The sequence below is a fragment of the Psychrobacter sp. T6-1 genome (assembly GCF_052258445.1).
Window position 1 is genome coordinate 1 of sequence record NZ_JBQQFC010000013.1, and the last position, 22872, is coordinate 22872.

Annotated in this window: 19 protein-coding genes, 1 other RNA gene and 1 pseudogene; 5 read left to right on the forward strand and 16 right to left on the reverse strand. The window is 44.6% G+C overall.

Annotated features, from left to right (window positions below):
* Positions 1–203: 203 nt before the first annotated feature.
* On the reverse strand, positions 204–521 hold the full coding sequence (locus ACTXGO_RS01935; RefSeq protein WP_443542317.1) for a hypothetical protein: 318 nt from the start codon (positions 519–521) through the stop codon (positions 204–206).
* A gap of 328 nt (positions 522–849) precedes the next feature.
* Positions 850–2271 carry an SLC13 family permease gene (locus ACTXGO_RS01940; RefSeq protein WP_443573247.1) on the reverse strand — a complete coding sequence of 474 codons (1422 nt, stop codon included), beginning with the start codon at positions 2269–2271 and terminating at the stop codon, positions 850–852.
* A gap of 293 nt (positions 2272–2564) precedes the next feature.
* Between ACTXGO_RS01940 and ACTXGO_RS01945 the strand changes: the two genes are divergently transcribed.
* Positions 2565–2726, forward strand: a complete 162-nt coding sequence (locus ACTXGO_RS01945) for a hypothetical protein (RefSeq protein WP_317198806.1) — start codon at positions 2565–2567, stop codon at positions 2724–2726.
* A gap of 49 nt (positions 2727–2775) precedes the next feature.
* On the opposite strand, the gene ACTXGO_RS01950 is transcribed toward ACTXGO_RS01945, so the two are convergent.
* Both ACTXGO_RS01950 and ACTXGO_RS01955 read right to left on the reverse strand, forming a co-directional pair.
* Positions 2776–3489, reverse strand: a complete 714-nt coding sequence (locus ACTXGO_RS01950; RefSeq protein ID WP_443542313.1) for a YoaK family protein — start codon at positions 3487–3489, stop codon at positions 2776–2778.
* A gap of 102 nt (positions 3490–3591) precedes the next feature.
* Positions 3592–4401: an enoyl-ACP reductase FabI gene (locus tag ACTXGO_RS01955; protein WP_435948926.1), complete on the reverse strand. Its 810-nt coding sequence runs from the start codon at positions 4399–4401 to the stop codon at positions 3592–3594.
* A gap of 317 nt (positions 4402–4718) precedes the next feature.
* Here ACTXGO_RS01955 and folE point away from each other — a divergent pair, with 317 nt between their 5' ends.
* Positions 4719–5312, forward strand: coding sequence for a GTP cyclohydrolase I FolE (folE, locus tag ACTXGO_RS01960; RefSeq protein WP_317198809.1), 594 nt, complete (start codon positions 4719–4721; stop codon positions 5310–5312).
* Positions 5313–5437: 125 nt separating this feature from the next.
* Here the strand turns inward: folE and msrB are convergent, their stop codons facing one another.
* The 10 genes from msrB to ffs all read right to left on the reverse strand — a co-directional run bounded on the left by msrB (position 5438) and on the right by ffs (position 17568).
* Positions 5438–6679, reverse strand: a complete 1242-nt coding sequence (msrB, locus tag ACTXGO_RS01965; protein WP_443573248.1) for a peptide-methionine (R)-S-oxide reductase MsrB — start codon at positions 6677–6679, stop codon at positions 5438–5440.
* A gap of 259 nt (positions 6680–6938) precedes the next feature.
* Positions 6939–8246 carry an iron-containing alcohol dehydrogenase gene (locus ACTXGO_RS01970; protein WP_443542311.1) on the reverse strand — a complete coding sequence of 436 codons (1308 nt, stop codon included), beginning with the start codon at positions 8244–8246 and terminating at the stop codon, positions 6939–6941.
* Between the two features lie 189 nt (positions 8247–8435).
* The gene (locus ACTXGO_RS01975) at positions 8436–10055 is read right to left on the reverse strand and encodes an ABC transporter ATP-binding protein (RefSeq protein WP_443573250.1); all 1620 of its coding nucleotides are present in this window, start codon (positions 10053–10055) and stop codon (positions 8436–8438) included.
* A gap of 67 nt (positions 10056–10122) precedes the next feature.
* Positions 10123–11190, reverse strand: coding sequence for an ABC transporter permease (locus ACTXGO_RS01980; protein ID WP_443542309.1), 1068 nt, complete (start codon positions 11188–11190; stop codon positions 10123–10125).
* Entirely contained in the window at positions 11190–12257 is a 1068-nt protein-coding gene (locus ACTXGO_RS01985; RefSeq protein WP_435948930.1) for a microcin C ABC transporter permease YejB, read from the reverse strand. The genes ACTXGO_RS01980 and ACTXGO_RS01985 overlap by 1 nt, the downstream gene beginning before the upstream one ends.
* A 75-nt stretch (positions 12258–12332) precedes the next feature.
* The gene (gene gloB / locus ACTXGO_RS01990) at positions 12333–13112 is read right to left on the reverse strand and encodes a hydroxyacylglutathione hydrolase (protein ID WP_443542307.1); all 780 of its coding nucleotides are present in this window, start codon (positions 13110–13112) and stop codon (positions 12333–12335) included.
* Between the two features lie 72 nt (positions 13113–13184).
* Positions 13185–15026, reverse strand: a complete 1842-nt coding sequence (locus ACTXGO_RS01995; RefSeq protein WP_443542305.1) for an extracellular solute-binding protein — start codon at positions 15024–15026, stop codon at positions 13185–13187.
* 236 nt (positions 15027–15262) lie between these two features.
* Positions 15263–16408, reverse strand: coding sequence for a 3-phosphoserine/phosphohydroxythreonine transaminase (gene serC, locus ACTXGO_RS02000; protein WP_443573251.1), 1146 nt, complete (start codon positions 16406–16408; stop codon positions 15263–15265).
* Between the two features lie 105 nt (positions 16409–16513).
* A complete protein-coding gene (locus tag ACTXGO_RS02005) occupies positions 16514–17341 on the reverse strand; it encodes a DNA polymerase III subunit psi (protein WP_435948933.1) in 828 nt (275 codons plus the stop codon).
* A 130-nt stretch (positions 17342–17471) separates the two neighbouring features.
* An RNA gene (ffs, locus tag ACTXGO_RS02010) (signal recognition particle sRNA small type) lies at positions 17472–17568 on the reverse strand.
* A gap of 212 nt (positions 17569–17780) precedes the next feature.
* Between ffs and ACTXGO_RS02015 the strand changes: the two genes are divergently transcribed.
* On the forward strand, positions 17781–18494 hold the full coding sequence (locus ACTXGO_RS02015; protein WP_435951036.1) for an SIMPL domain-containing protein: 714 nt from the start codon (positions 17781–17783) through the stop codon (positions 18492–18494).
* A gap of 98 nt (positions 18495–18592) precedes the next feature.
* On the opposite strand, the gene ACTXGO_RS02020 is transcribed toward ACTXGO_RS02015, so the two are convergent.
* Together ACTXGO_RS02020 and glnA are read right to left on the reverse strand one after the other, a co-directional pair.
* Positions 18593–19312 (reverse strand): DUF4124 domain-containing protein, encoded by a 720-nt coding sequence (locus ACTXGO_RS02020; RefSeq protein WP_443542303.1) that lies wholly within the window; start codon positions 19310–19312, stop codon positions 18593–18595.
* 215 nt (positions 19313–19527) lie between these two features.
* Positions 19528–20943, reverse strand: a complete 1416-nt coding sequence (glnA, locus tag ACTXGO_RS02025) for a type I glutamate--ammonia ligase (RefSeq protein WP_443542354.1) — start codon at positions 20941–20943, stop codon at positions 19528–19530.
* An 813-nt stretch (positions 20944–21756) separates the two neighbouring features.
* Here glnA and ACTXGO_RS02030 point away from each other — a divergent pair.
* Positions 21757–22380 (forward strand): anthranilate synthase component II, encoded by a 624-nt coding sequence (locus tag ACTXGO_RS02030; protein WP_443573249.1) that lies wholly within the window; start codon positions 21757–21759, stop codon positions 22378–22380.
* Between the two features lie 67 nt (positions 22381–22447).
* Positions 22448–22872 (forward strand): annotated as a pseudogene (trpD, locus tag ACTXGO_RS02035) (anthranilate phosphoribosyltransferase); the annotation flags it as partial.

Here is a 22872-nt window from a genome sequence, read left to right on the forward strand (position 1 = left end):
TCTACGGTATTAGACATATTTGCTTAGGCTATTTATTATTTAAAAGTGCTTAGATTATGGGGATATTTTGGGCGTGATTCAAGATAGGTTTGTGTTCGCTTAGCAACGAGATATCTTTTGCCAATTCGCAAGATACTCATTCATAAGCTCATTGCTTATCGATCTAGTAGCTTTATAAGATTAAGAGGTATAGGCTGGCACAGTTATTCACTACGCGTATAAATAACCTGCTCATTAGTAGCCGCCTGCGTAAAGAAAGTATGCAATTTTTGTAGTGGTATTCTAGGGAAAGGTAGATGCATAGATAGTATTAAGGTCTCAAACGCAACTAACTCATCAGCGAGTGCCTTGGCAATATCAGGCTCAATCTCTGGGTTGTCATAAAGGTTATCAATAAGCCAAGTTAATTGTGCAAAACTGCTATTGTCATGAATTTGATAAAGGGTGGGAATGAGATCATCTGAGATATAACCGCGCGTTTTACGGATCATGCCGTTTTTGAAGTGCATATTTAGAGCCATATTAATGCGTATCCTTTATCTAAATGCTTTTAATGGGTTGACTTTAAGACTTACTCTATCTATAGCACTGTATCACTTTTGAGGGCGATTACCTAAACTATCCTTGTCTATGTCCTACTGCTTATGCAAAGCGTGTGCTTTTGCGCGAGGGACGAGCGCCGAGGCAGAGTATGAAAAAGCGCTGAGCACTAACCTGCATATTTGTATGCTTGTCATTGTGTCATGCTGAGGCCCTGCTTTTTAGTCTTTTGCTTTTGATGATAACAAAATCCCGATGTCTAAGACTCGCTTAAACATCGGGAGAAATAAGTTTTGTAGTATGCAAGAGTTATAGTAAAAAGAAATACGCCCAAAGCCCAATAGCGACGGTTGAGATCAGGTTAAGCACTACCCCTGTGCGCACCATCTCAGATTGCTTGATGAGTCCTGTGCCAAAGACGATGGCATTGGGCGGCGTGGCGACTGGCAGCATAAAGGCACACGATGCACCGATACCAATGACCAAGACCAGCACTTCTTGCGGCAAGCCCATTTGCTCAGCAATGGCGGCAAACACAGGAACTAATAACGCAGCAGACGCGGTGTTAGAGGCAAATTCAGTTAAGAAGATAATAAAAGCAGATATGGCAATCATAACGACAATAATCGGCGCGCTAGATAAAGCATTGGCGACGGTCTGACCAAGTATTAGGGATGCGCCTGAGACTTTGAGCACTGTCGATAGCGCAATACCGCCACCAAATAACATGAGCACGCCCCAGTCGGTATTATCAGAGACTTGCTTCCAAGATACCAAGCCCAAACTGACCACAGCGGCCGCCGCTGACAGCGCGATAATAGCATCGGTATCCGCAATATCGAGCGCGGCACCGATCTTTTTGGAGAATATCCAGCTTAGCGCAGTGATGATAAAGACAATGATGGTCACGACTCTAGGACGATTCCATGGAATAGGCGCTTCGTCAGAGATGGTGACTTGCCGATTAAGATTGGGCTTGAGTACCAAATACATCGCGCCTAGTAACAGCGGTAGCATGACGAGCATGATAGGAATACCAAACTTCATCCAATCAACAAAGGCGATATCGAGCGCTTTTGCGGCGATGGCATTGGGCGGCGATCCTACAATCGTACCTAGTCCGCCAAGACTGGCTGAATAAGCGATACCTAAGAGGACAAACACAAAGGTGCCGCGGTCTTTTTCGCGATCCACTTGCGTCAAGATACCTAGTGCTAGAGGCAGCATCATAGCGGCGGTTGCGGTATTAGAGATCCACATCGATAAGAACGCGGTAACGCCAAATATCAAAAACACTGCAGTACCAAGCTTACCGCCTGACATGGAGATGATTTTTAAGGCGATTTTTCTATCCAGTTGCTGTACATGCAAGGCGGCGGCCAAAGCAAACCCACCAAAGAACAGGTAGATAATGGGACTGGCAAAGCTCTGTAAACCAATCTTGGCACTAAAATTAGGAATCCCTATCAAAGCTCCTATGACCACGACTAACAAGGCAGTGATAGTGACATGTAGCGCCTCGGTTAGCCATAAGGCACCAATAAAGAATAGTAGAGCCAGACCTTTATTGGCGCTGTTATCAAAGGGTAATACATTATAAATAATAAAGCTAATGACAGCCGCTATAGCGACGACTATTAGCCCTTTTCCCGTTCCTTTAGGGAAAGTGTCGGTAAATAAATACTCGTTGCCATCCTTTGGCAAGTGGCTATCTAATTTAGATTCTGACATACAATGTCCTTGTCACTGATGTTGAGTCGTATGGGAAGTGAGTCCCTTATGAGAAGATAAACTTGGTCATTTTAACAAATTTTTGTCGATTTAGAGTATTAGCATACTATCTTTTATTCACTATATAAGTATTTTTTATACCTGTTCATCGTTACACATCGATACCAAACAGACCTCATTAGCGTCTGTACAAGTCAAACTTCGTATTACATAATTGATAGGTTCACTCAAAATGAGTAAATGTCTATAATCTACAAAAACCTAGGCATATGATAAACCAACAGGAGTACCGTATGACGGATCGTAATAAGCCGGACCCAACAACTAAAGTTGCCCCTACTGACATTAATCAAGATGATCTAGCCAAAAAAGATCAGCAACGTACGGATGATTCAGCACTCGATATGATGCAAGGCATGCATGATCATGAAGATCATGAAGAAGAAGAGAAGTAACTGATATCTTTGTAATAGTTATTTAGCAAGAGTAATGACGAAGCGCTTATCATGATGATGAGCGCTTTTTTTTGTGCAAATTGGGGTCTGCAAGTTGACGCTTTTCAGGCAAGCGATCTGAAGCGTGGTTATAGACAAAGGCGGCGATAAGCACGATTATTATGGGGACAAACAAAGCGCCGTAGGAGATTTTGGCATAAAGAAACGCCCCGACTACCCCGCCGCCGCAAAAGCAATACCAAATAATCGCTTGAAAACCAAGCGTCGGCTTACTGATAGAGCGCCCTGCCAGCCAATTACCAATCGCCGCACCCATGTCTGAGGTCAGGCCTGTTAGATGTGTGGTACGAATGACGGCGCCACTGTAGGTTGCGACCATAGCATTCTGTAATCCGCAAGCCATAGCAGCAGCCAGCTGTCCTAAGTAATCCTGCTGTTGGTACAACCAGTGGCTCAGCAATAATAATGCCGCCTCGATATACAATGCTCGTCCGTAACGTCGGCCTAATTTAAGAGAGGTCTGCCCAATGACAAAGCCACTCAAAATAGCGCCTGCTAAAAATGACAGCAAGGATGCGCCAATATACAAAATGCTGCGACCATCAAAGTAAGCAATGGCGGCTGAGAATAGACTGACATTGCCAGTGACATGTGAGACGGATAGATTAGTAAAGCCCATCAGCGCTATGGTATTGACCGAGCCTGCGCTAAAGGCTAGTACTGCCCCGCCCCAGAGTATCCATCTTGGTAATTTGGTAATCATAAGCGCTCAGTAGCAGGTAAGCAAAAGTGGATTATTATAACCAAAAAAGACAGCCGATTGGCTGCCTTTTGAATGTAGAACATATTGACGTAGTTTACAAAGTTACTTATCAGCTTCATCGAGCATCATGAGCTGCTCACTGATAGCAACGGTATTGAAGCCTGCATCGACAAACATAATTTCACCTGTGATACCGGATGCCCAAGGTGATAATAAGAATAACGCGGCATTACCAACTTCCGTCTGATTGACATTGCGCTGCAAGGGAGCGATTTTTTCGCTGATATCGAGCATTTTTCGAAAAGATTTGATACCGCTTGCCGCAAGCGTGCGGATAGGACCTGCTGATATAGCATTAACGCGAATACCCTCACCGCCCATAGAGGTTGCCAAATAGCGCACGCTAGCCTCAAGGCTGGCTTTTGCCATGCCCATTACATTGTAGTTTGGCAATACCGAGATGCTACCTTCATAGGTCAACGTCAGCATCGAACCGTGACGCATTGCTAAAAGTTCACGCGCCGCTTTGGCTAATGCCACAAAGCTATAGCTTGAGATGTCATGAGCAATGTGACTGCCCTCGCGAGTTGTGGCACTCACAAAGTCGCCATCGAGCTGATCCATCGGTGCAAAACCAATCGCGTGTACTACGCCATCAATACCATCACCCCAATGCTGGGTCACTTGCTCAAAACAGGCAGCAATAGAGTCATCAGACGCCACATCACATTCTAGTACCAAATCCGCTTCAAACTTCTCGGCCGCCATATCTACACGTTTTTTTATTTTATCATTGGGATAGGTCAAAATAAGAGAAGCGCCTTCACGGTGAAGTGCCTCAGCAATAGCCCATGCGATAGAGAGTTTGCTGGCGATTCCTGTGACGACAAAACGCTGTCCTTGAAGTAGCATAAAATATCCTTATTAATTGATAAACGTGATTAGAGGTTTGAGCTAATAGAGAATGGTAGTCATATGCTACTCATTATACATTAATTTAGTTAAGTAAACAGTCGTAAACTAACTGCACTGGATTACCAACGTACGCTTATTGAGACTGTAGTCATACATATCGGTGTATCGGTCATAGCGGTATGAAGTTGTCATTATTTCAAGTATAATCACAGCCCTTTAAACCCTGCACAAAGTTATTAGGTTTTGGCTGATACATTTTTTAGAGCCAGATTTAGCACAAAGCGATACCCACATTTTTGATAGCGGTCAAACTTATGAGCAACAATGCGATATTAGTAGATTACAAAGAAAGCACTGAGTCCTATCGTCAATTGATCGACTCAACTGGTGAAGACTTGAGTCGTCCTGGTCTACAAGATACGCCTATTCGTGCGGCAAAGGCTTTTGCGCATCTGACGCAAGGCTATCATCAAAGCCTTGACGAAGTGGTTAACGGCGCGGTGTTTCCATCGACCAATCGCGAGCTGGTACTGGTGCAAAATATCGAGTTTTATTCACTATGTGAGCATCATATGTTGCCCTTTCATGGCGTGGCTCACATCGGCTACCTGCCAAATGGTCAAGTCTTAGGGTTATCGAAATTTGCGCGTATCGTCGATATGTTCGCGCGCCGCCTGCAAATTCAAGAGAACCTAAGCGAGCAGATCGCGCAGACCATTATGGATGTGACGGGTTGCCGCGGCGTAGCAGTTGTCATGGACGCCTCACACATGTGCATGATGATGCGCGGAGTTAGCAAGCAGCACTCGACTACGCGAAGCACGGCTATGCTTGGCGAGTATAAGCACGATAATCAGGCACGTAACGAGTTTTTGGACGCCGTACCTAAGCGCCGACCAGCCTTCTAGCTCTTATTTTTTCTAGCTCTCATTAATATAGCAGTGCAAAAAGCCCACTATTTGAGCAAATAGTGGGCTTTTTTGTGGTTAATGTTTAGATGGTGGTTAATATTTAGATGTAAGTAATATAAACCTTATGCAACAGGCTTGACATCGTCAATCCACGCGCCATAGCCTTCCTCTTCCATCTTCGCAAGCGGTACAAAGCGCATTGCGGCAGAATTCATGCAGTAGCGCATGCCCGTCGGTGCTGGGCCATCATTAAACACATGACCTAAATGCGAGTCAGCATAGCGGCTACGTATCTCGGTACGCGTTGAGAAAAAACCCTTGTCTTCTTTTTCAACGACTAAGTTAGGGTTGAGTGGACGCGTAAAACTTGGCCAGCCTGTGCCAGACTTATATTGATCGCGTGAAGAATACAGAGGCTCGCCCGATATCACATCGACATACAGACCAGGTTCTTTATTATCCCAATACTCATTGCTAAAGGCGCGCTCAGTACCATCTTGCTGAGTGACTTTGTATTGCATAGGACTCAGTGACTTTTTGAGCTCATCTTGACTAGGCTTAGTAAAGGCTTGCGGATTAAAACCAACAGTATTTATGCTTTGTGATGTCATCTTAGAGGTCTCTGGAGCGTCAGTCTGTGCGGCACTAGCATTCTGCATACTATTACTAGTAGGCTTGAATTGAGTAAAATCCAACTCATAATCCTTGCCATAAACACTTTCAATGAACTGATAACGACCAGAGTTAAAGGTATAAGCCTTATAGCGTAGCGGGTTTTTCTTATAATAGTCTTGATGATAGTCCTCAGCAGGATAAAAAGTGCTGGCAGGGACGATCTCGATCACGACTGGCTTTTTGTATACGCCAGAGGCTTGCAGTTGCTGCTTAGCCGCTTCAGCGATTTGTTTTTCTTGCTCGTTATTATAAAAAATAGCAGGACGATACTGGGTACCGCGATCAACAAATTGACCTTTATCATCAGTAGGATCAGCAATACGCCATAACGCTTGTACGATACCGTTATAGGTAATTTTGGTTGGATCATAATATACCTGAGCCGCCTCAGTGTGACCCGTACCGCCAGCTGATACTTGGCTGTAAGTTGGATTGACCGTCTGACCGCCGCTATAACCTGATACTACTTCTACCACGCCAGGTATCTTTTCATACCCCGCCTCCACGCACCAAAAACATCCCCCAGCTACAGTTGCGACTGCCAAATTTGTATCGGTCGGCGCATAGGGGTTTTCGGCATTAGGGTTTTTGACGGTTGTATTGCTCTCTGTAGACGCACAGCCTGTAATAAAAGCACTACCGGCTATAGCGATAGTCGCAATAAAACCTATTTTCGATTTATTATTCATTAGCATATCCTAAATATTAGGTATTAAATAAGGTGTTTATCATTTTATAATACTCCTTACATATCACCGTAACATACCTATTTTGTTATAAATATTTAACGAGTTAGTCTCACTTTATAATAAAACTGAACAATAGTAGCCTATAGTAGATAAATATATAGCTTAGGCTATTTATCATATCGAATAAATTTATATTAAAAAAGCACACTACCCTTTGAGTAATGTGCTTATTTGTAGCTGACTTGATAAATAAACCTAATTAAGCCACTTTGTCACTTTTAGCAGCGCGCTCATCACTAGTCGCCTTAATTTTAGATAGGATATCTTTGATGCCTGACGCTGGCATGTAAGTAGGCACAGCATAAGTGTCGCTGACTTCTTTGGCAGCCGCTTTGGCAATAGCATCAAAGTCACTCTCCTTCATACCTTTAACGGTAGGATCGATACCGACTGACTCAATCAAAGCGCGCACTTGCTCGATAAAGTAGCTCGCCAGCTCTTTATCCGTTTTATCCGCTTGCGTGCTCTCGATAATGCCGATTTTTCTAGCCAGTTTTGCCAGTCTTTTTTCGCTTGATTTACGATTTAAATCCAGCACGTATGGCAGTACGATCGCATTAGCGCGACCGTGAGGAATACTATAATGCGCGCCTAACTGGTGAGCGATAGCGTGGACGTAGCCAAGGCCAGCCTTATTAAAGGCGATACCGCCGTAATGCGCGGCAATTCCCATCTCCTCTCTTGCCTTTAGATCGCCGCCATCATTATAGGCGATAGGCAAATAGTGCATGACCGCTTTGGTCGCAGAAGCGGCGTAGTAGTCGGTCTCAACGCTAGCATTGACACTCATCCACGCCTCTAATGCATGAGTTAAGACATCGATACCAGTATCAGCAGTGATATGCTTGGGCATGCCTTTCATAATCACAGGATCGATAGCAGCGGCTCGAGGTATCATTCTAGGGTCGATTGATAGCGCTTTTTGATGCGTTTCATTGTCTGACACAACCGCACCAAGTGTCGCTTCTGAACCAGTACCAGCAGTCGTTGGAATACAGTACAGCGGCATACAGGACTTGCGCGCTTTTAAGATACCGATAAGCTTTTGCGGCTTGCAGTTATTGCCTTGTGACATAGCGATCATCTTTGCCGCGTCAATGACTGAGCCGCCACCAATGGCCAAAATAGAGTCACAATTGTTATTTATAGACTCACTCAAGCCCTCTTCGACCACAGCAAAAGTAGGGTCTGGGGTGATACCGTCATAAACATGGTAGTTGATATTATGCTTGTCCAGATAATCGGTGACTTTTGACGGTACGCCAAGTTTGTTTAGCACCTCATCAGTGACGATCAATACGTTAGTGCTGCCTTCGTTGATAATCATGTCGCACAGCTCAAAGCAAGCCTCTTCACCGACATACAATAGCGGTCTTGGAACAGGAATCAAGTGCGAGACAACTTTTAACACCTTGGCACGGGTTTTAGCAACGGCTAGATAACCTGCATGTTGCAAGCTGTCGTTGTTCATCAAAGTGGAGATAACAGGAAGTTTACTTTTACTCATAAAAAAATCCTTTTAGATAAAAGATAGTATAAAGACCATCTACCTTAGTCGCTCAATGAGCTCGCAGCACTAGTAATGGTAGGGGTTTGACCAGATTTACGTATTGTATTCAATTGTACCACTAGGATTTTTCGTGTGTGATGAATACTATGAACTGATGTGTTCTAACTGTTTTAGGAGTGCTATGGTTTATGCCATGCTCGCTTGTAATAACTGTTTGGCATAAGGGTGCTGCGGCTGATTAAACATCTCTTCAGTTGCTCCTGACTCGATACATTTGCCGTCTTTGAGTACCATAATATGCTGACACAAAGCCCGTACAACCTTTAGATCATGACTGATAAACACATAGCTGATGTTAAGATTGGCTTGAATCTCGCGCAGCAGTTTGACTACCGTCACCTGCGTCGTACTATCTAGTGCTGAGGTTGGCTCATCTAATATCAGCAGTTGCGGCTGCATAACGAGTGCTCGTGCCAGCGCTACTCGTTGACGTTGACCGCCTGAGAGCTCATGCGGATAGCGATGGATAAATTCACTAGGTAGATGCACCGTCGCCAGACTGTCTATGACCGCTTGCTGGCGCGCCACTTTTGCTACCCCCTGTACTAGTAGCCCCTCTTCGATAATTTGCATAACGGTCATACGCGGGTTAATACTAGCAAAGGGGTCTTGAAACACCATTTGAATCTGCGCGCGAAACTCCCGTAGCTCGCTTTTGGACAGCTTGGTGATGTCTTGACCACCGATGGTAATTTGCCCGTTCACCTTGGCTTGATTACTGAGTAATCTACTTAATGCAAGCGCCGTCGTTGTCTTACCTGAGCCCGACTCACCGACCACACCCAAGGCCTCGCCCGCCTTTAGGGTCATATCTAGATCACTGACCGCCGCAAACCAGCGTTTGGTGCCACCGAATAGGCTTTTTTCTACAGGGAATTGCACACCCAATTGCTCAACCTCTAGTACCTTGACATCACTGTCACAGCTTTTAGATAGACTAAGCGCTTGACCAAAGTCTTGTGCCATAAGGGTGCGCGTATAGTCCGCTTTTGGCTGAGCAAAGATATCTGAGGTTTGACCCTGCTCTATCGTCTGACCCTGGCGCATAACGATAATCTCATCGCTATAGCGCTTAACTAGATTGAGATCATGACTGATCAGTATCATCGCCATATTATGCTCAAGCTTTAAATCATTTAAGAGCGCCAATATCTCATGTTGCAAAGTGACATCAAGTGCTGTGGTTGGCTCGTCGGCGATCAAAATATCAGGCTGCTGCGCCAGTGCCATGGCTATCATCACGCGCTGGCGCTGACCGCCTGAGAGCTCATGCGGATAGCGACTTAGCTTATCCGCAGGGTCTGTGATATTGACGTCGTTTAATAGTGCAATGCTACGCGCGCGCCACTCTTTTTTAGGTACACCAACCAAACGTAGCGACTCAGCGATTTGCTTAGCAACCGTATGAAGCGGATTGAGCGCCGTCATCGGCTCTTGAAATATCATACCGATACGCTGACCACGAATGTGCCTGAGGGACTGATTGCGCGACTTGCTATTGGCTATCGGCAAGCTATTGGCTTTTGGTTGAGGAGCCCTATCTGAAGCGTGAGCCAATTGCGCCTCACCGCTCACTATCAGACTATTAGGTAATAATCCGAGCAGCGCAAGACTGGCGATAGATTTGCCTGAGCCTGACTCCCCTACGATAGCCAGCGTTTCGCCTTGACGCAGCTGATAGCTGAGCTTGTCTACGAGCGCTATACTGGTATCCGTCACAATGGATAGATTATTGACCGTCAGCATAACTTTTGCATGCTTGTTGGTCTGATCGAGCACTGCGGACGGCTCTTTTTGAATAGGTGTCATCATATTATGAGCGCCTCGGATCGAACGCATCTCGTAGCGCCTCACCTATGAATATTAGTAAGGATAAAATAAAGGTTAAGCTAAAGAATCCTGATAAGGCAAGCCACGGTGCATCAAGGTTGTTTTTGCCCTGTACCATCAGCTCACCTAAGGACGGCGACCCTGGCGGTAGACCATAACCCAAAAAGTCTAGGGCGGTGAGTGCAATGATATTAGCCGTTAATATAAAAGGTAGCTGCGATAGACTAGACGCCAAAGCATTAGGTAAGATATGCTTGAGCATAATCTGCGTGTCAGATACGCCAAGGTTACGCGCCGCACGTACATAATCAAAATTACGGGCGCGCAAAAACTCAGCGCGCACCAGACCCACCAGTCCCATCCAACCAAAGAGCAGCATGAGCCCGAACAATATGGTAATGCTAGGGCTAAATAGGCTGACTAAAATAATAATCATAAACAGCTGCGGCATCCCGCCCCAGACTTCCATAAATCGCTGACCTGCCAGATCCACCCAGCCCCCATAGTAGCCTTGAATAGCACCGACGATAATACCGATAAACGCACCTGCTAGCGTTAACGCTAAGCCAAATAGGAGTGACACGCGCATGCCGTAAAGGATACGAGCCAATACATCGCGGCCTTGATCATCGGTGCCCAGCCAGTTTTGGCTATTGGGCGGCGCAGGATATGGCAGCCCCAGCTCAACGTTAGGCGTTTGATCGGCAAAGGCAATGGGCGGCATGAGAAGATAGCCTTTAGACTCTATCAATGCTTGTACCGCAGGATCTTTATAGTTAGCTTCGGTCTCAAATATCCCGCCAAAGGCCGTCTCGGGATAGGCTTTTAGCACAGGGACATAATAGTCACCATCGTAATTGACAAGTAAAGGCTTATCATTAGCAATCACATTGACCGCCATACAGATGACAAAAACAATCGTGAAAATAATGAGAGAGATAACGCCGAGACGGTTATGACGAAAACGATCCAGCCGCGCTTGCCAAACAGGATTTAAGCGGCGTTTTTTTGTTTGGGATAAAGGGGTCACAATAGAATGCTGACTTGACATTAGCGACCCTCAAAATCAATGCGAGGGTCAATCAGATGATAACTGATATCACTGATAAGCTGTAATAGCAGACCAACTAAGGTAAAGATAAATAACGTTCCAAAAATGACAGGATAATCACGCTGCTGAATGGCTTCAAAGCCGAGCAAACCTAAGCCATCAAGCTTAAAGATAATCTCAATCAAAAAGTTGCCCGCAAAGAAAATACCAACGATTGCCGCTGGAATACCCGCAATGATGATCAGCATAGCATTACGAAAGACGTGACCGTAGAGCACTTGGCGCTCGCCCAAACCTTTGGCGCGCGCGGTTAATACGTACTGCTTGCCCAGCTCTTCTAAAAAGCTAAACTTGGTCAAATAAGTTAATCCAGCGAAGCCGCCTACTGTACTAGCGAGCAGCGGGAGCGCTAAATGCCAAAAGTAATCTTTAATTTTGCCGAGTGTCGTTAATTGATCAAAGTTCTCAGAGGTCAGTCCTTGTAGTGGAAAAATATTCCAATAACTGCCCCCTGCGAAGAATACGAGCAAAATTACGGCGAATACAAATACTGGTATAGCATGTCCAATTGCAAGTAGCATCGCCGTTGCCTTGTCTACCGCTGAGCCATGATGCATCGCCTTATAAACACCAAGTGGAATAGCAATCATATAAATGAGTAGCGTACTCCAAAGCCCAAGTGAGATGGAAACAGGCAGCTTTTCGATAATTAAATCGGTTACGGTTTGACCTTTAAAGAACGACTTCCCAAAATCGAGCTGCGCGTAACTTTTAAGCATGAGCCAAAAGCGTTCTGGCGCGGACTTGTCAAAGCCGTACTGAGCATTAATCGCAGCGACCATGTCATCAGAGAGTCCGCGTGTGCCTTGATAGGTGCTATTGCTTCCTGAACTGCCAGCGCCCACGCCACCATTTATGGCGCTATCTTTTGCGCCTTGTTCGATAAGTGCTAATTGCTGCTCGACAGGACCACCAGGGGCGGCTTGCACAATGACAAAATTAGCCAGCAAAATTAAGAATAGCGTCGGCACTATCAGCAGTAGTCTTTTTAAGATATAACGGCCCATAGTGACGATTTCCTAAGTACAAGAGACGAGCAAAAAACAAATCAATGGATAGCAAAAGCCAAGAAACTTAAAGTTTTAAAAATCGTTTTTAAGCTCGCGCAGTGCTGCAAATACCGTTAAAGATTTATCATCCTCTAAGTGTCTTTTAGCACTCACGCCAGCGATGACACTTGGCTCATTCGCTCGCATAAACACATTGATAGCGCGCTCATGCTCTAAAGTGACAGGCAGCGTCGGTATGCCTTGTTCGCTCAGCTCCTCAGCTCGCGCCAAGGCTTTTATCATTGCTTGATTATCTGGCTCTATGCTAAGACCAAAGCGCAAATTGTTAGCGGTGTACTCATGCGCTGGATACAGCAACGTATCAGCAGGCAGCTCGTTTAGACGTCTTAGGCTGTCATAGAGCTCCTCTATAGTGCCTGTGAAGACGCGACCACAGCCGCCACTAAACAGGGTGTCTCCGCAAAACGCGTGCTTTTGTCCATCGATATCTAGGATGTAGGCGATATGCGTTTCGGTGTGTCCCGGTATATCCCATATTTGTGCGGAATGACCCCAAGCGCTCACTGTGCTACCGTCTTTGACCGTTTGATCTTCTTCAACGCCGTGCTCACTATGGGCGACGATATGAGTCATCGGAAAATACTCTTGTAACTCCATAACCCCGCCAACATGATCATAGTGATGATGGGTCGTCCAAATTGAGGTCATTTCTAGATCATGCGCTTTCATGTAGTCAGCAACGGGCGCTGACTGACCTGGATCGATAACTATCGCCTGTTTATTATTCTTATTAATCAGCGTCCAAATGTAGTTATCGGTAAAAGCTTTAATCGGATGGATTTGAATACTCATGGTAAATCCTTACTAGAAGTTATTTTCATTTATTGTCTTGATGCTAAGCGATAAACTTTTTAGGTTGTGCAACTATTGACCCAGATATTCATTGACGCGGCGCTCGCCTTCTTTGTCTACCCACCAGTAGTCAATACCCACCGCATTAGTTGGCAAAGTAGCATGACGATACTGATCCCAGTACGCTACATTCGTCTCAGACTTACCATACAAGGGTACTAGATAATGACCAGCGCGCAACAAGCGATCGAGTACTTGAGTGTACAAAATAATCTCGTCACGGCTTTTGGCAGCGATAAGGGACTCGACCACACTATCGATAGCGGCATTTTTGATACCGATTGTATTATGATTACCAGGCTCGTCCGCAGCGGCGCTACCCCAAAAGGCGGCTTGTTCAGCGCCAGGTGATAGACTTTGGGCAAAGACATCAACCGTCATATCATAATCATAGCTACGCGTGCGCTCAAAATACTGCGGGCCGTCAACTTGACGCAATGTGGCATCAAACCCCAAACGCTCAAGGTTGCGAATATAGGGCAATAATACCCGCCCCATGGTCTCGCCTGTCATCAATATCTCAATTTGCGCTAGCGTACCATTGGGCTGATAAAGTTTCATATCATCATAATAAAACCCAGCATCGAGCAATAACTGCCGAGCTTTTAGTAACCCCTGCCGATTAAAGCCTTTGCCATCGCTCATCTCTACTTGCCAATCCTCCAGCACGCCTTGTCTGTGAATGGGTTCAAGCTCATCTAAAAGCGGTGCTAGTACTTGCCTCTCAAGATCTGAAGGCGCGCCAGTCGCTGCTAGCTCTGAGCCGTGATAAAAGCTTTGCAGGCGTTCATACTGATCATGGAACAAGGTCTTATTCATCCACTCAAAATCATAGGCTAAGCTTAGCGCTTGGCGTACCCGGATGTCTTGGAACAGCGGACGACGCAGGTTCATAATTAGCCCCTGCATTGGTACGGGGTTTTGACTGGTGATCGATTCTTTTTTTATCATGCCTGCTTTGACCGCTGGGAAATTATAGCCCGTCGCCCAGTTTGAGGCTTTGTTTTCGGGACGAAAGCGGTATTGACCCGATTTAAACCCTTCAAAGGCAATCTCATCACTTTGATAGTAGACAAACTTAATCATATCAAAATTATAACGACCGCGATTGACCATAATATCGCGTCCCCAATAATTGGGGTCACGCACATAACTGACTGAGCGCCCAGCGTCGACGCGACCAAGCTTGTAGGGGCCACTACCGATAAGTGGCGTCAGACTAATACTCTCAAAGTCGGCATCTACGGAGGATTTTTTAAAGACTGGAAATTGACCAACAGTGAGCAGTATCTCTTTGTTATCCGCATTGTTAAAGACAAATTTAACTTGATGCTCATCAATGATTTGCACCTCTTTAATATCGCTCAAATAACTACGAATATACATCGGCCCTTTAGTCAGTATCGCATCATAGGTCGCTTTGACGTCCGTACTGGTCACAGGCGATCCCTCCCAAAAGTGCGCCTTTGGGTTAAGATGATAGATAATCCAGCTGGCATCATCGGGATCATAGGTGACCTTTGTCGCCAGCTGCGGATACATAGTAAAGGCTTCATTAAGTGAGCCGGTCATAAGGGTATCATACAGATAATCTGTACCGACCATCGCCACTCCAGTGGTCATCCATTTGTTGGCACTATTAAAGGTGCCACGCGCATCTAGGGATAGCGTACCGCCTGTTGGTGCATCAGGATTGGCATAGGGCATAAAAGGCGCGTCAATATACTCAGCAGTGCTGTTGTGACCGAGCGCTTGAGTCGTAATGGGCGCTGCTACGCTGCTTGGTATCCAGCAGATCACAGCGCCTATGGCGGAACTTAGCAAGGCATTTTGTAGGGTAGCTTTTTTTATCATAATAGAGACTAGAACAACTCAATCCATTCGGCAGCTTATCATCAGCTCATCAAAAACCATCATCAGTTTAGGCAAGCTGTAAAATTTAATCATAACAAACTTAGCTTTTTTAACCTAATGATTTGCAAGAGTGCTTGCGCCCAGACAAACATTTTATAAACAGTCACAAAAAAACGCAGCCCATATTGAGCTACGTTTTTAGTATTTACTTTTTATCCAATAATTGTACCAGCTTATTAAGCATACTTTTTTTCGAAGTCTTTCATAAAGTCCACCAATAGCTGTACCCACTCAAGTGGCACCGCATTGTAGATACTCGCGCGCATACCGCCGACGTCACGATGACCTTTTAGACTTAGCAACCCTGCCTGCTCTGACTCTTCTAAAAATACTTTATCCAAACTACTATCTGCTAGAGTAAACGGCACGTTCATGATAGAGCGATACTCAGGCTCGACGGGATTATGATAAAAGTCGCTGTCATCGATAGTCTGATATAGCAAATCGGCTTTTTGCTGATTGATCTTACCGATGGCTTCGACCCCGCCCTGCGCTTCTAACCAATCAAAGACAAGACCCGCTAAATACCACGAATAGGTGGCTGGCGTGTTCGACATCGATTCTTTGTCGGCTTGATGACCATAATTGAGCAGCAGCGGACACCACTCGCTGGCTTGATCTAATAGATCGTCACGAATAATGACGATGAGCAAACCTGCAGGACCGATGTTCTTTTGCGCGCCTGCATAAATCATCCCGTATTTAGACACATCAATCGGCTGCGACAAGATGCATGAAGACATATCAACGACAAGTGGCGCCTCAACTTGCGGCGGCTCAAAGATTTGCAACCCGTGAATGGTCTCATTGGCGCAGTAGTGAAAATAAGCAGCATTATCGCTAAGCTGCCACTCGCTCATAGCAGGCACAGTAGTAAAATTACTGTCTTTGCCCGTGGCAACTTGATTGATACCACCCAGACCGAGCGCCTCGTAACGCTTGGCCTCTTTTATCGCCTTGCCTGACCACGCGCCTGTTGTTAGGTAATCTGCTGGACCGCCATTTAACAGATTCAGTGGAATCGCTGAAAACTGTAAGCTGGCGCCGCCTTGCAAAAACAGCACTTTATAATTATCAGGAATAGCCATCAAGGAGCGTAATTTAGTCTCAGCTTTTTGGGCAATGGCCATATAGTCTTTGCTACGGTGGCTCATCTCCATAACTGAGACGCCGCGACCTTGCCAATCAAGCATCTCACTTTGCGCGCATGCTAAGACTTCGGTTGGTATAGCCGCAGGACCTGCACAAAAATTAGGCAGACGATGCGGCGCTGAGGTATCAGATGCTGAAGTTGTATTGGTAGACGCATTGTTTGAAGACATATTATTTAAAGACATAGCCACTATCCTAAATAGGAAGATATAAAAGGGAGTATTTTATCTGAGTTTTTATAAAAAAGGATAATTGTAAATGATATTGCAGAATTATCAGCTAGATATCTGCTGCCAGAGCTCGCGCTTAAGCATACTATCTGTAAGCATTACACTTAGCGTTGGTACCTGAGCTAGCTTAGGATGCGTCAAACCCTCAGGTAGTTCGGTCAATGCAGCAACTTGTATCTCCTCGCTCCTACCAATCCTAAAGATATAGCCTGCCAAACTGGCATTGGCAAGCTCAGCGGTATCCATGCCAGCACAGATAGGAAAAGAGGTGGTTTCGCAGTTTAATGATAAAGCCTGAACGATATTTTGCCACAGTTTTTGACCGTTGCTATCTAACGCTTGGATATCGACTATTAGCACCCAATTGCTGTAACGTGCGCCTTGTAAATCAAAGGGGGCTACTTTATCTTGCGTTGCAAAATCCTCTTTGTCATCACTGTAAGAGTGAGGAGTCAAAGTTGTGACTTGATCTAAAAGTGGTGCTATGGCTGGGGCTACAGAGGATTCTACAGGATCGATACTATCAAAATGGTAATCCGCTTCGGCAATAGAGTTCGGTTTTATATCATCACCAGCAACACTTTGGTTTTCGCTAATCTCAGCAACTGGCGTATCTTGCGCCGGTGCTTGTGAGTGACGACTTGACTCAAGGCTTGTATCTGAAGCACTATCTATGACAACTGGCGCTGATACCAGTATTTGTTCCTCAGCTATCCCTATATCATCGATGTTTAACGTCAAAGAATCAGGCTGCACCCATTGTCCGATACCCATCATCGCCAAAATCTGCCGCTGTTGCATCAGTCTTTGGGTAACTGATGATTGCGGTATAGGAGTTGGCGTTTGATGCTGCGTGTCTTGGATATCACTCATGGGTGACGACTATCCTACTTATCATTAAGGTATTAAAAGAGTTTAAAGGCAATTGAGATGAGTATAACGATATTATACTAGTATAAGTAAGTGCGAAGGCATTTATCAAATTTTAGGCAAAAAAAAGCGACTCCATCAGCACATCCTCGGCACACAATGAATCTATTACCGTTGCTACCTTCCGGTCCTGGCGGGGTTCATAGAACACTGTTGCGAGGCTACCAATGGAGCCACCAGTTGCAAATTATACTCACTTTTTGGCTTTTTACAACCCCTATCGTAAACGTTCTTTATTATAAGCTTTAGAAAGTAGCAACTTACCTGACAAAATACTTATGGTATTAAGCGTAAAATTTGCTATGTTAACTAAGTCTAAAAAATATCTTTAATAAATAAGCTTCATTAATAATAATTAACAGTTTAAAACAAGGAGAACATGATGAAAACAACACTAATTATTAAAACTATTATGGCTACCAGTAGCGCAGCACTGCTTACAGCGATGATGAGCCCTGCTCATGCTGAACCGACTGGTTATGACCAAATTAGCTTTCAGACAGAAGTCAAAGAGGAGATTGCTAATGACGAAGTGCGCGCTAGTATGTATAAAAAAGCACAAGCAACTGATGCCAAAACCTTAGCAACGACGCTTAATACCTCTATTAACAGAGCCTTAGCGATCGCTAAACGCTACCCTACTGTAACGGTGAGTACCGGTCAGCAAAGTACTTATCCCCGTTATGATAAGAATGACAAAATCATTGGTTGGACAGGACAAGCAAATATCGATCTAAAAAGTACTGACTTCACCGCGACTAGCCAACTCATAGCAGACTTGCAAGAGACTTTGGTGATGAATAATCTAAACTTTGGTGTCTCTGAGATTAAAAAGGACGCGCTTGAGCAAAAGCTAATGACTGACGCCTCCCGCGCCTTTCAGCAGCAGGCTAAAAACTTGACCCGTGCTTGGGATGCTCGTGGCTATCGCGTCATCACGGTTAATCTTAATACGGGTAACAATAACTTCCCGCGCCCTATGTATAGCTCAATGCGCGCCGCTGATGCGGAGTCCTCAATTCCCAGTCAAAACTTTGAATCTGGTAATAGCACCATCTCAGTCACTGCCAACGGTACGATTGAGCTAAACAAATAACGTCAACTTATAACGCCAAAAGGTCAGCATTATTAGTGCTGACCTTTTTTTATTATGAAAAATTTTTCTGATTTTAGCACTTTTATTTGCAACTATTTTTATTTAGAGACAGTACTGTCTCGACGCATTTTTAGTCGTAGTTTTTGATGCCAAGGCAAGTTTTGATAAGCCTGAAGCTGCTGCGCAACTCGCTTTTTATTTTGCAAGATAGCGGTATTTTGGATGACGTAGACAGTGCGACTAATCCGATTAACGACTTGTCCTGTACTATTTTGTATTATCGCTTGAATGGTGTGCTCACCTGGATTGAGGTTGACCGTCGCAATCGATGCGGTAATTCCTTGCGATATTAGTTGATCGTCTATATAGATACTGATGCTGTCCCCAGTCTGTAGCGCTGGACTCAGTTGCAAATTGACAGTGATGATTTGTCCTGGGCGCTGGTAAGCACGCTCTTCACTAGGTTCGATCATAGCCAGTTGATAATTTATCGGCGCACGTGCTGTAGGCTCTATCGTTGCTAAGTTAACAGGATTAGATTGGCTACTACTATTGTTAGTTGATTGATTATTAGTTGAACGACTCGACTCGTTACCAGTACTGACATTAGTGTCTATGACCTGTTTGCCGGCTTGCTGCTCGTAGTTTTGCGGGCGATCGGTAAAAGTGACCTGACCGGTCTGCTCGTCAATGACTTTATAAATTGAGGCGGCATTGGCCAAAGGCGCACAAAGACTGGCTGACCCTATCATCAAACCTGCCAGCAGAGCTACTGCTCGATTATTCATTAGAGACTTCATTTTAAAAGTTGGCATCATAGTAAGTTGACCTATGTTAATAATATTTAATGACGACTATTATGCTTTATTTTTAAATTTGATTCAGTAGTGGCTTTGATAATGTAATTTTTAGCAGAGACAATATCAAATTTATAGCAACAGTTTAACTACCAAACCATAAACCATAAAAAACCAGCTAAGATTAACTTAACTGGTTATTATGAGATTAAACCACTAAAAGCTCTAAGTGTTCACTAGCAGCTATAGTACAAGTCAAACTCGACAGGATGTACGGTCACATTAACACGCTGAACTTCTTCTTCTTTTAGTGCGATAAAGGCGTCTAGCATATCTTTGGTGAAGACATCACCCTTTAACAAGAACTCATGATCATCACGCAAGGCTTGTAGGGCAACTTCTAAGCTCTCAGCTACCGTTGGGATTTGTGCTTCTTCTTCTGGTGGCAAGTCATACAAGTTCTTGTCAGCCGCTTCACCTGGATGCATCTTGTTCTGAATACCATCAAGACCCGCCATCAGTAGTGCGGCAAAAGCAAGGTATGGATTCGCTGTTGGATCAGGAAAACGTGCTTCGACGCGAACGGCTTTTGGACTGCTCACATGTGGAATGCGAATAGACGCTGAGCGGTTTGAGGCAGAATAAGCCAGCTTAATCGGTGCCTCATAATGCGGCACTAGACGCTTGTAGCTGTTGGTCGATGGGTTAGTAATCGCGTTTAAAGCACGCGCATGTTTGATGATACCACCAACGAAATACAGCGCGGTCTCAGACAGACCCGCGTACTCATCACCTGAGAAAGTATTGACGCCGTCTTTTGAGATGGAGATATGTACATGCATACCTGAACCATTATCACCAACGATTGGCTTTGGCATAAAAGTAGCTGTTTTGCCAAACTGATGGGCGACATTGTGAACGACATATTTTAATTGCTGTACTTCGTCCGCTTTACGAACCATAGTATTGAACGCAACACCAATCTCAGACTGGCAAGAAGCGACTTCGTGATGATGTACCTCTACTGTGCCCTCACCGACGATCTCTTCGATACGCTCACACATTACCGCGCGCATATCATGCGAGCTATCGATAGGGGGTACTGGGAAATAGCCACCTTTGACGCGCGGACGATGCGCCATGTTGCCCCACTCATAAGTCTCATTCGTCGACCAAGCTGCTTCTTCAGCAGTGATCTTATGACTGACGCCTGACATATCGATTGACCATTTAACATCATCAAAGACAAAAAACTCTGGCTCTGGACCAAAATAAGCGGTATCACCAATGCCTGTAGATTTTAAGTACTCCTCAGCGCGGCGAGCGATAGAGCGTGGGTCGCGATCGTAACCCTGCAAGGTTGATGGCTCGATGATGTCGCAAGTCACAACTATCGTTACTGCATCAAAGAACGGATCTAAAAAAGCAGTCTCAGGGTCAGGGCGCAAGATCATATCTGAGGCTTCAATGCCCTTCCAGCCTGCGATTGATGAGCCGTCAAACATTTTGCCATCTTCCATCACATCTTCGTCAATGCTGTGCGCTGGAAAGCTGATGTGCTGCTCTTTACCGCGAGTGTCGGTAAAACGAAAGTCAACCCACTTGGCATTGGTTGATTCGATAAGATCCAGTAATTTATTCGACATAAACAGTCTCCGTTGAGGTTATCGTAGTATTACAATTTAAGTTTTATTTGCTCGTTACTAAGTACTTATTGCTAAGTACAAGCCGTATCTTAATAACTTACTAATAAGGCTATCTTAAAAAACTTTGTCTCGTTATCGGCGCTATTTTAGCAATATCTGCACAACATTGCTGAACTGATATTTACCTTCTGCGCACAAACTTTAAAATGATTGCCCAAATTGGCTATGTTAACGATCAAGTCATGATTGTTAACGTACTTGTGACAGTTACCGTACTCATGACGGTGTCTCATTTAAACAGGATGCAACGGCTGTGCCACTTTATATTATTTAACTTAAAAGTAGAGATAGATTTAATCGACAAAGTCAATATAGATAAGCTGCTCTTGCTTTATTAAGTACGTAGAGACTTAGCATAGTTTTACGATTGTCGCCTTAGTGCTCCGAGAATCACGTGATAAATAACAGGATCTTATGCACCAAATAAATGCATAACTCGCACCAATTTTGATAGAACAGATAGCTTTGGTGCATTATATGCTGACGCTTGATTCTAACCCAAACCTCAATGACATTAGGATGTATCGATTAGCGATAATAAATTGCTGCTCGTCCTGATGGCTTGATACCTGATAAAATAGTGGTAAGATATCTTGCATTGCATATTCTTTACCTCATAAAAGTAAAGTGACAATGTGCTGGTATGTTTAGCTTAAAATAGATTTGAGCGTCCTTAATGTAAGCTCATATGATTCAAGCATTCGTGACTTATATTTTAGTAATAAATGCTTTTGATACATAGACAAAAAAGAGAATACCATGATTTTGATGATCGACAATTACGACAGCTTTACGTACAACATCGTACAATACTTCGGTGAGCTTAAACAGGACATCACGGTATGGCGTAATGATCAGACGAGTATTGAGCAAATCAAGACGCTGACGCCAGATGTCATCGTCATTGGACCGGGCCCTTGTGACCCTGATCGTGCTGGTATCTCCTTAGAAGTCATTGAAACATTCAAAGGGGTCATACCTATATTAGGTATCTGCTTGGGTCATCAGGCGATTGGGCAGGCGTTTGGTGGTAAGGTAGTCAAAGCGGGTGAGGTGATGCACGGGCGTTTGTCTGCGGTTTATCACAATGATAAAGGCGTGTTTGCAGGTTTGCCTAATCCGTCTGAATTCACTCGCTACCACTCATTGGTCGTAGATAAGGCAAGCCTACCTGATTGTCTTGAGGTAACCGCTTGGACACAGAATACTGACGGTAGCATTGAGGAGATCATGGGTGTACGTCACAAAACTTTTGCTATTGAAGGCGTGCAATTTCACCCCGAGTCTATCTTGAGCCTTGCAGGCTATCAGCTTCTTAATAACTTCTTGATCACGCATAATTTAGAGGTGCTAGGCGTAGATGAATTGCCTGAAGTGAGTTAACCATTATTATTAAATAACTTCGTTAATCATACCTTTACCTAAAAATATAATAAATAAGTGATTTTTTATGACCATAGATACCACTCAAAGCACATCAAACGTTAGTGCTTCAAAAGTTAGTACCTCTACGCACAAAGACATCGCACAGCTCTCTGATGATCAAATACATAAGCTATTGACAAGTGCTTTAGATCGAATCTTGCAACGTATCGATTTGACCTTTGATGAGATGCGTGAGGTTATGCTGATCATTATGCAAGGCAAATGTAGCGACGCTATGATGGGCGCTGTATTGACGGGCCTACGTATGAAGGGCGAGTCTATTGACGAGATTACCGCAGCGGCCAGTGCCATGCGCGCACTCGCTGCTAATATCGAGCCTAAAGGTTGCGACTATTTAGTCGATATCGTCGGTACGGGCGGTGATGGCGCTAATCTATTCAATGTCTCTACTGCCTCAGCATTAGTTGCCGCCGCGGCTGGCGCGCAAGT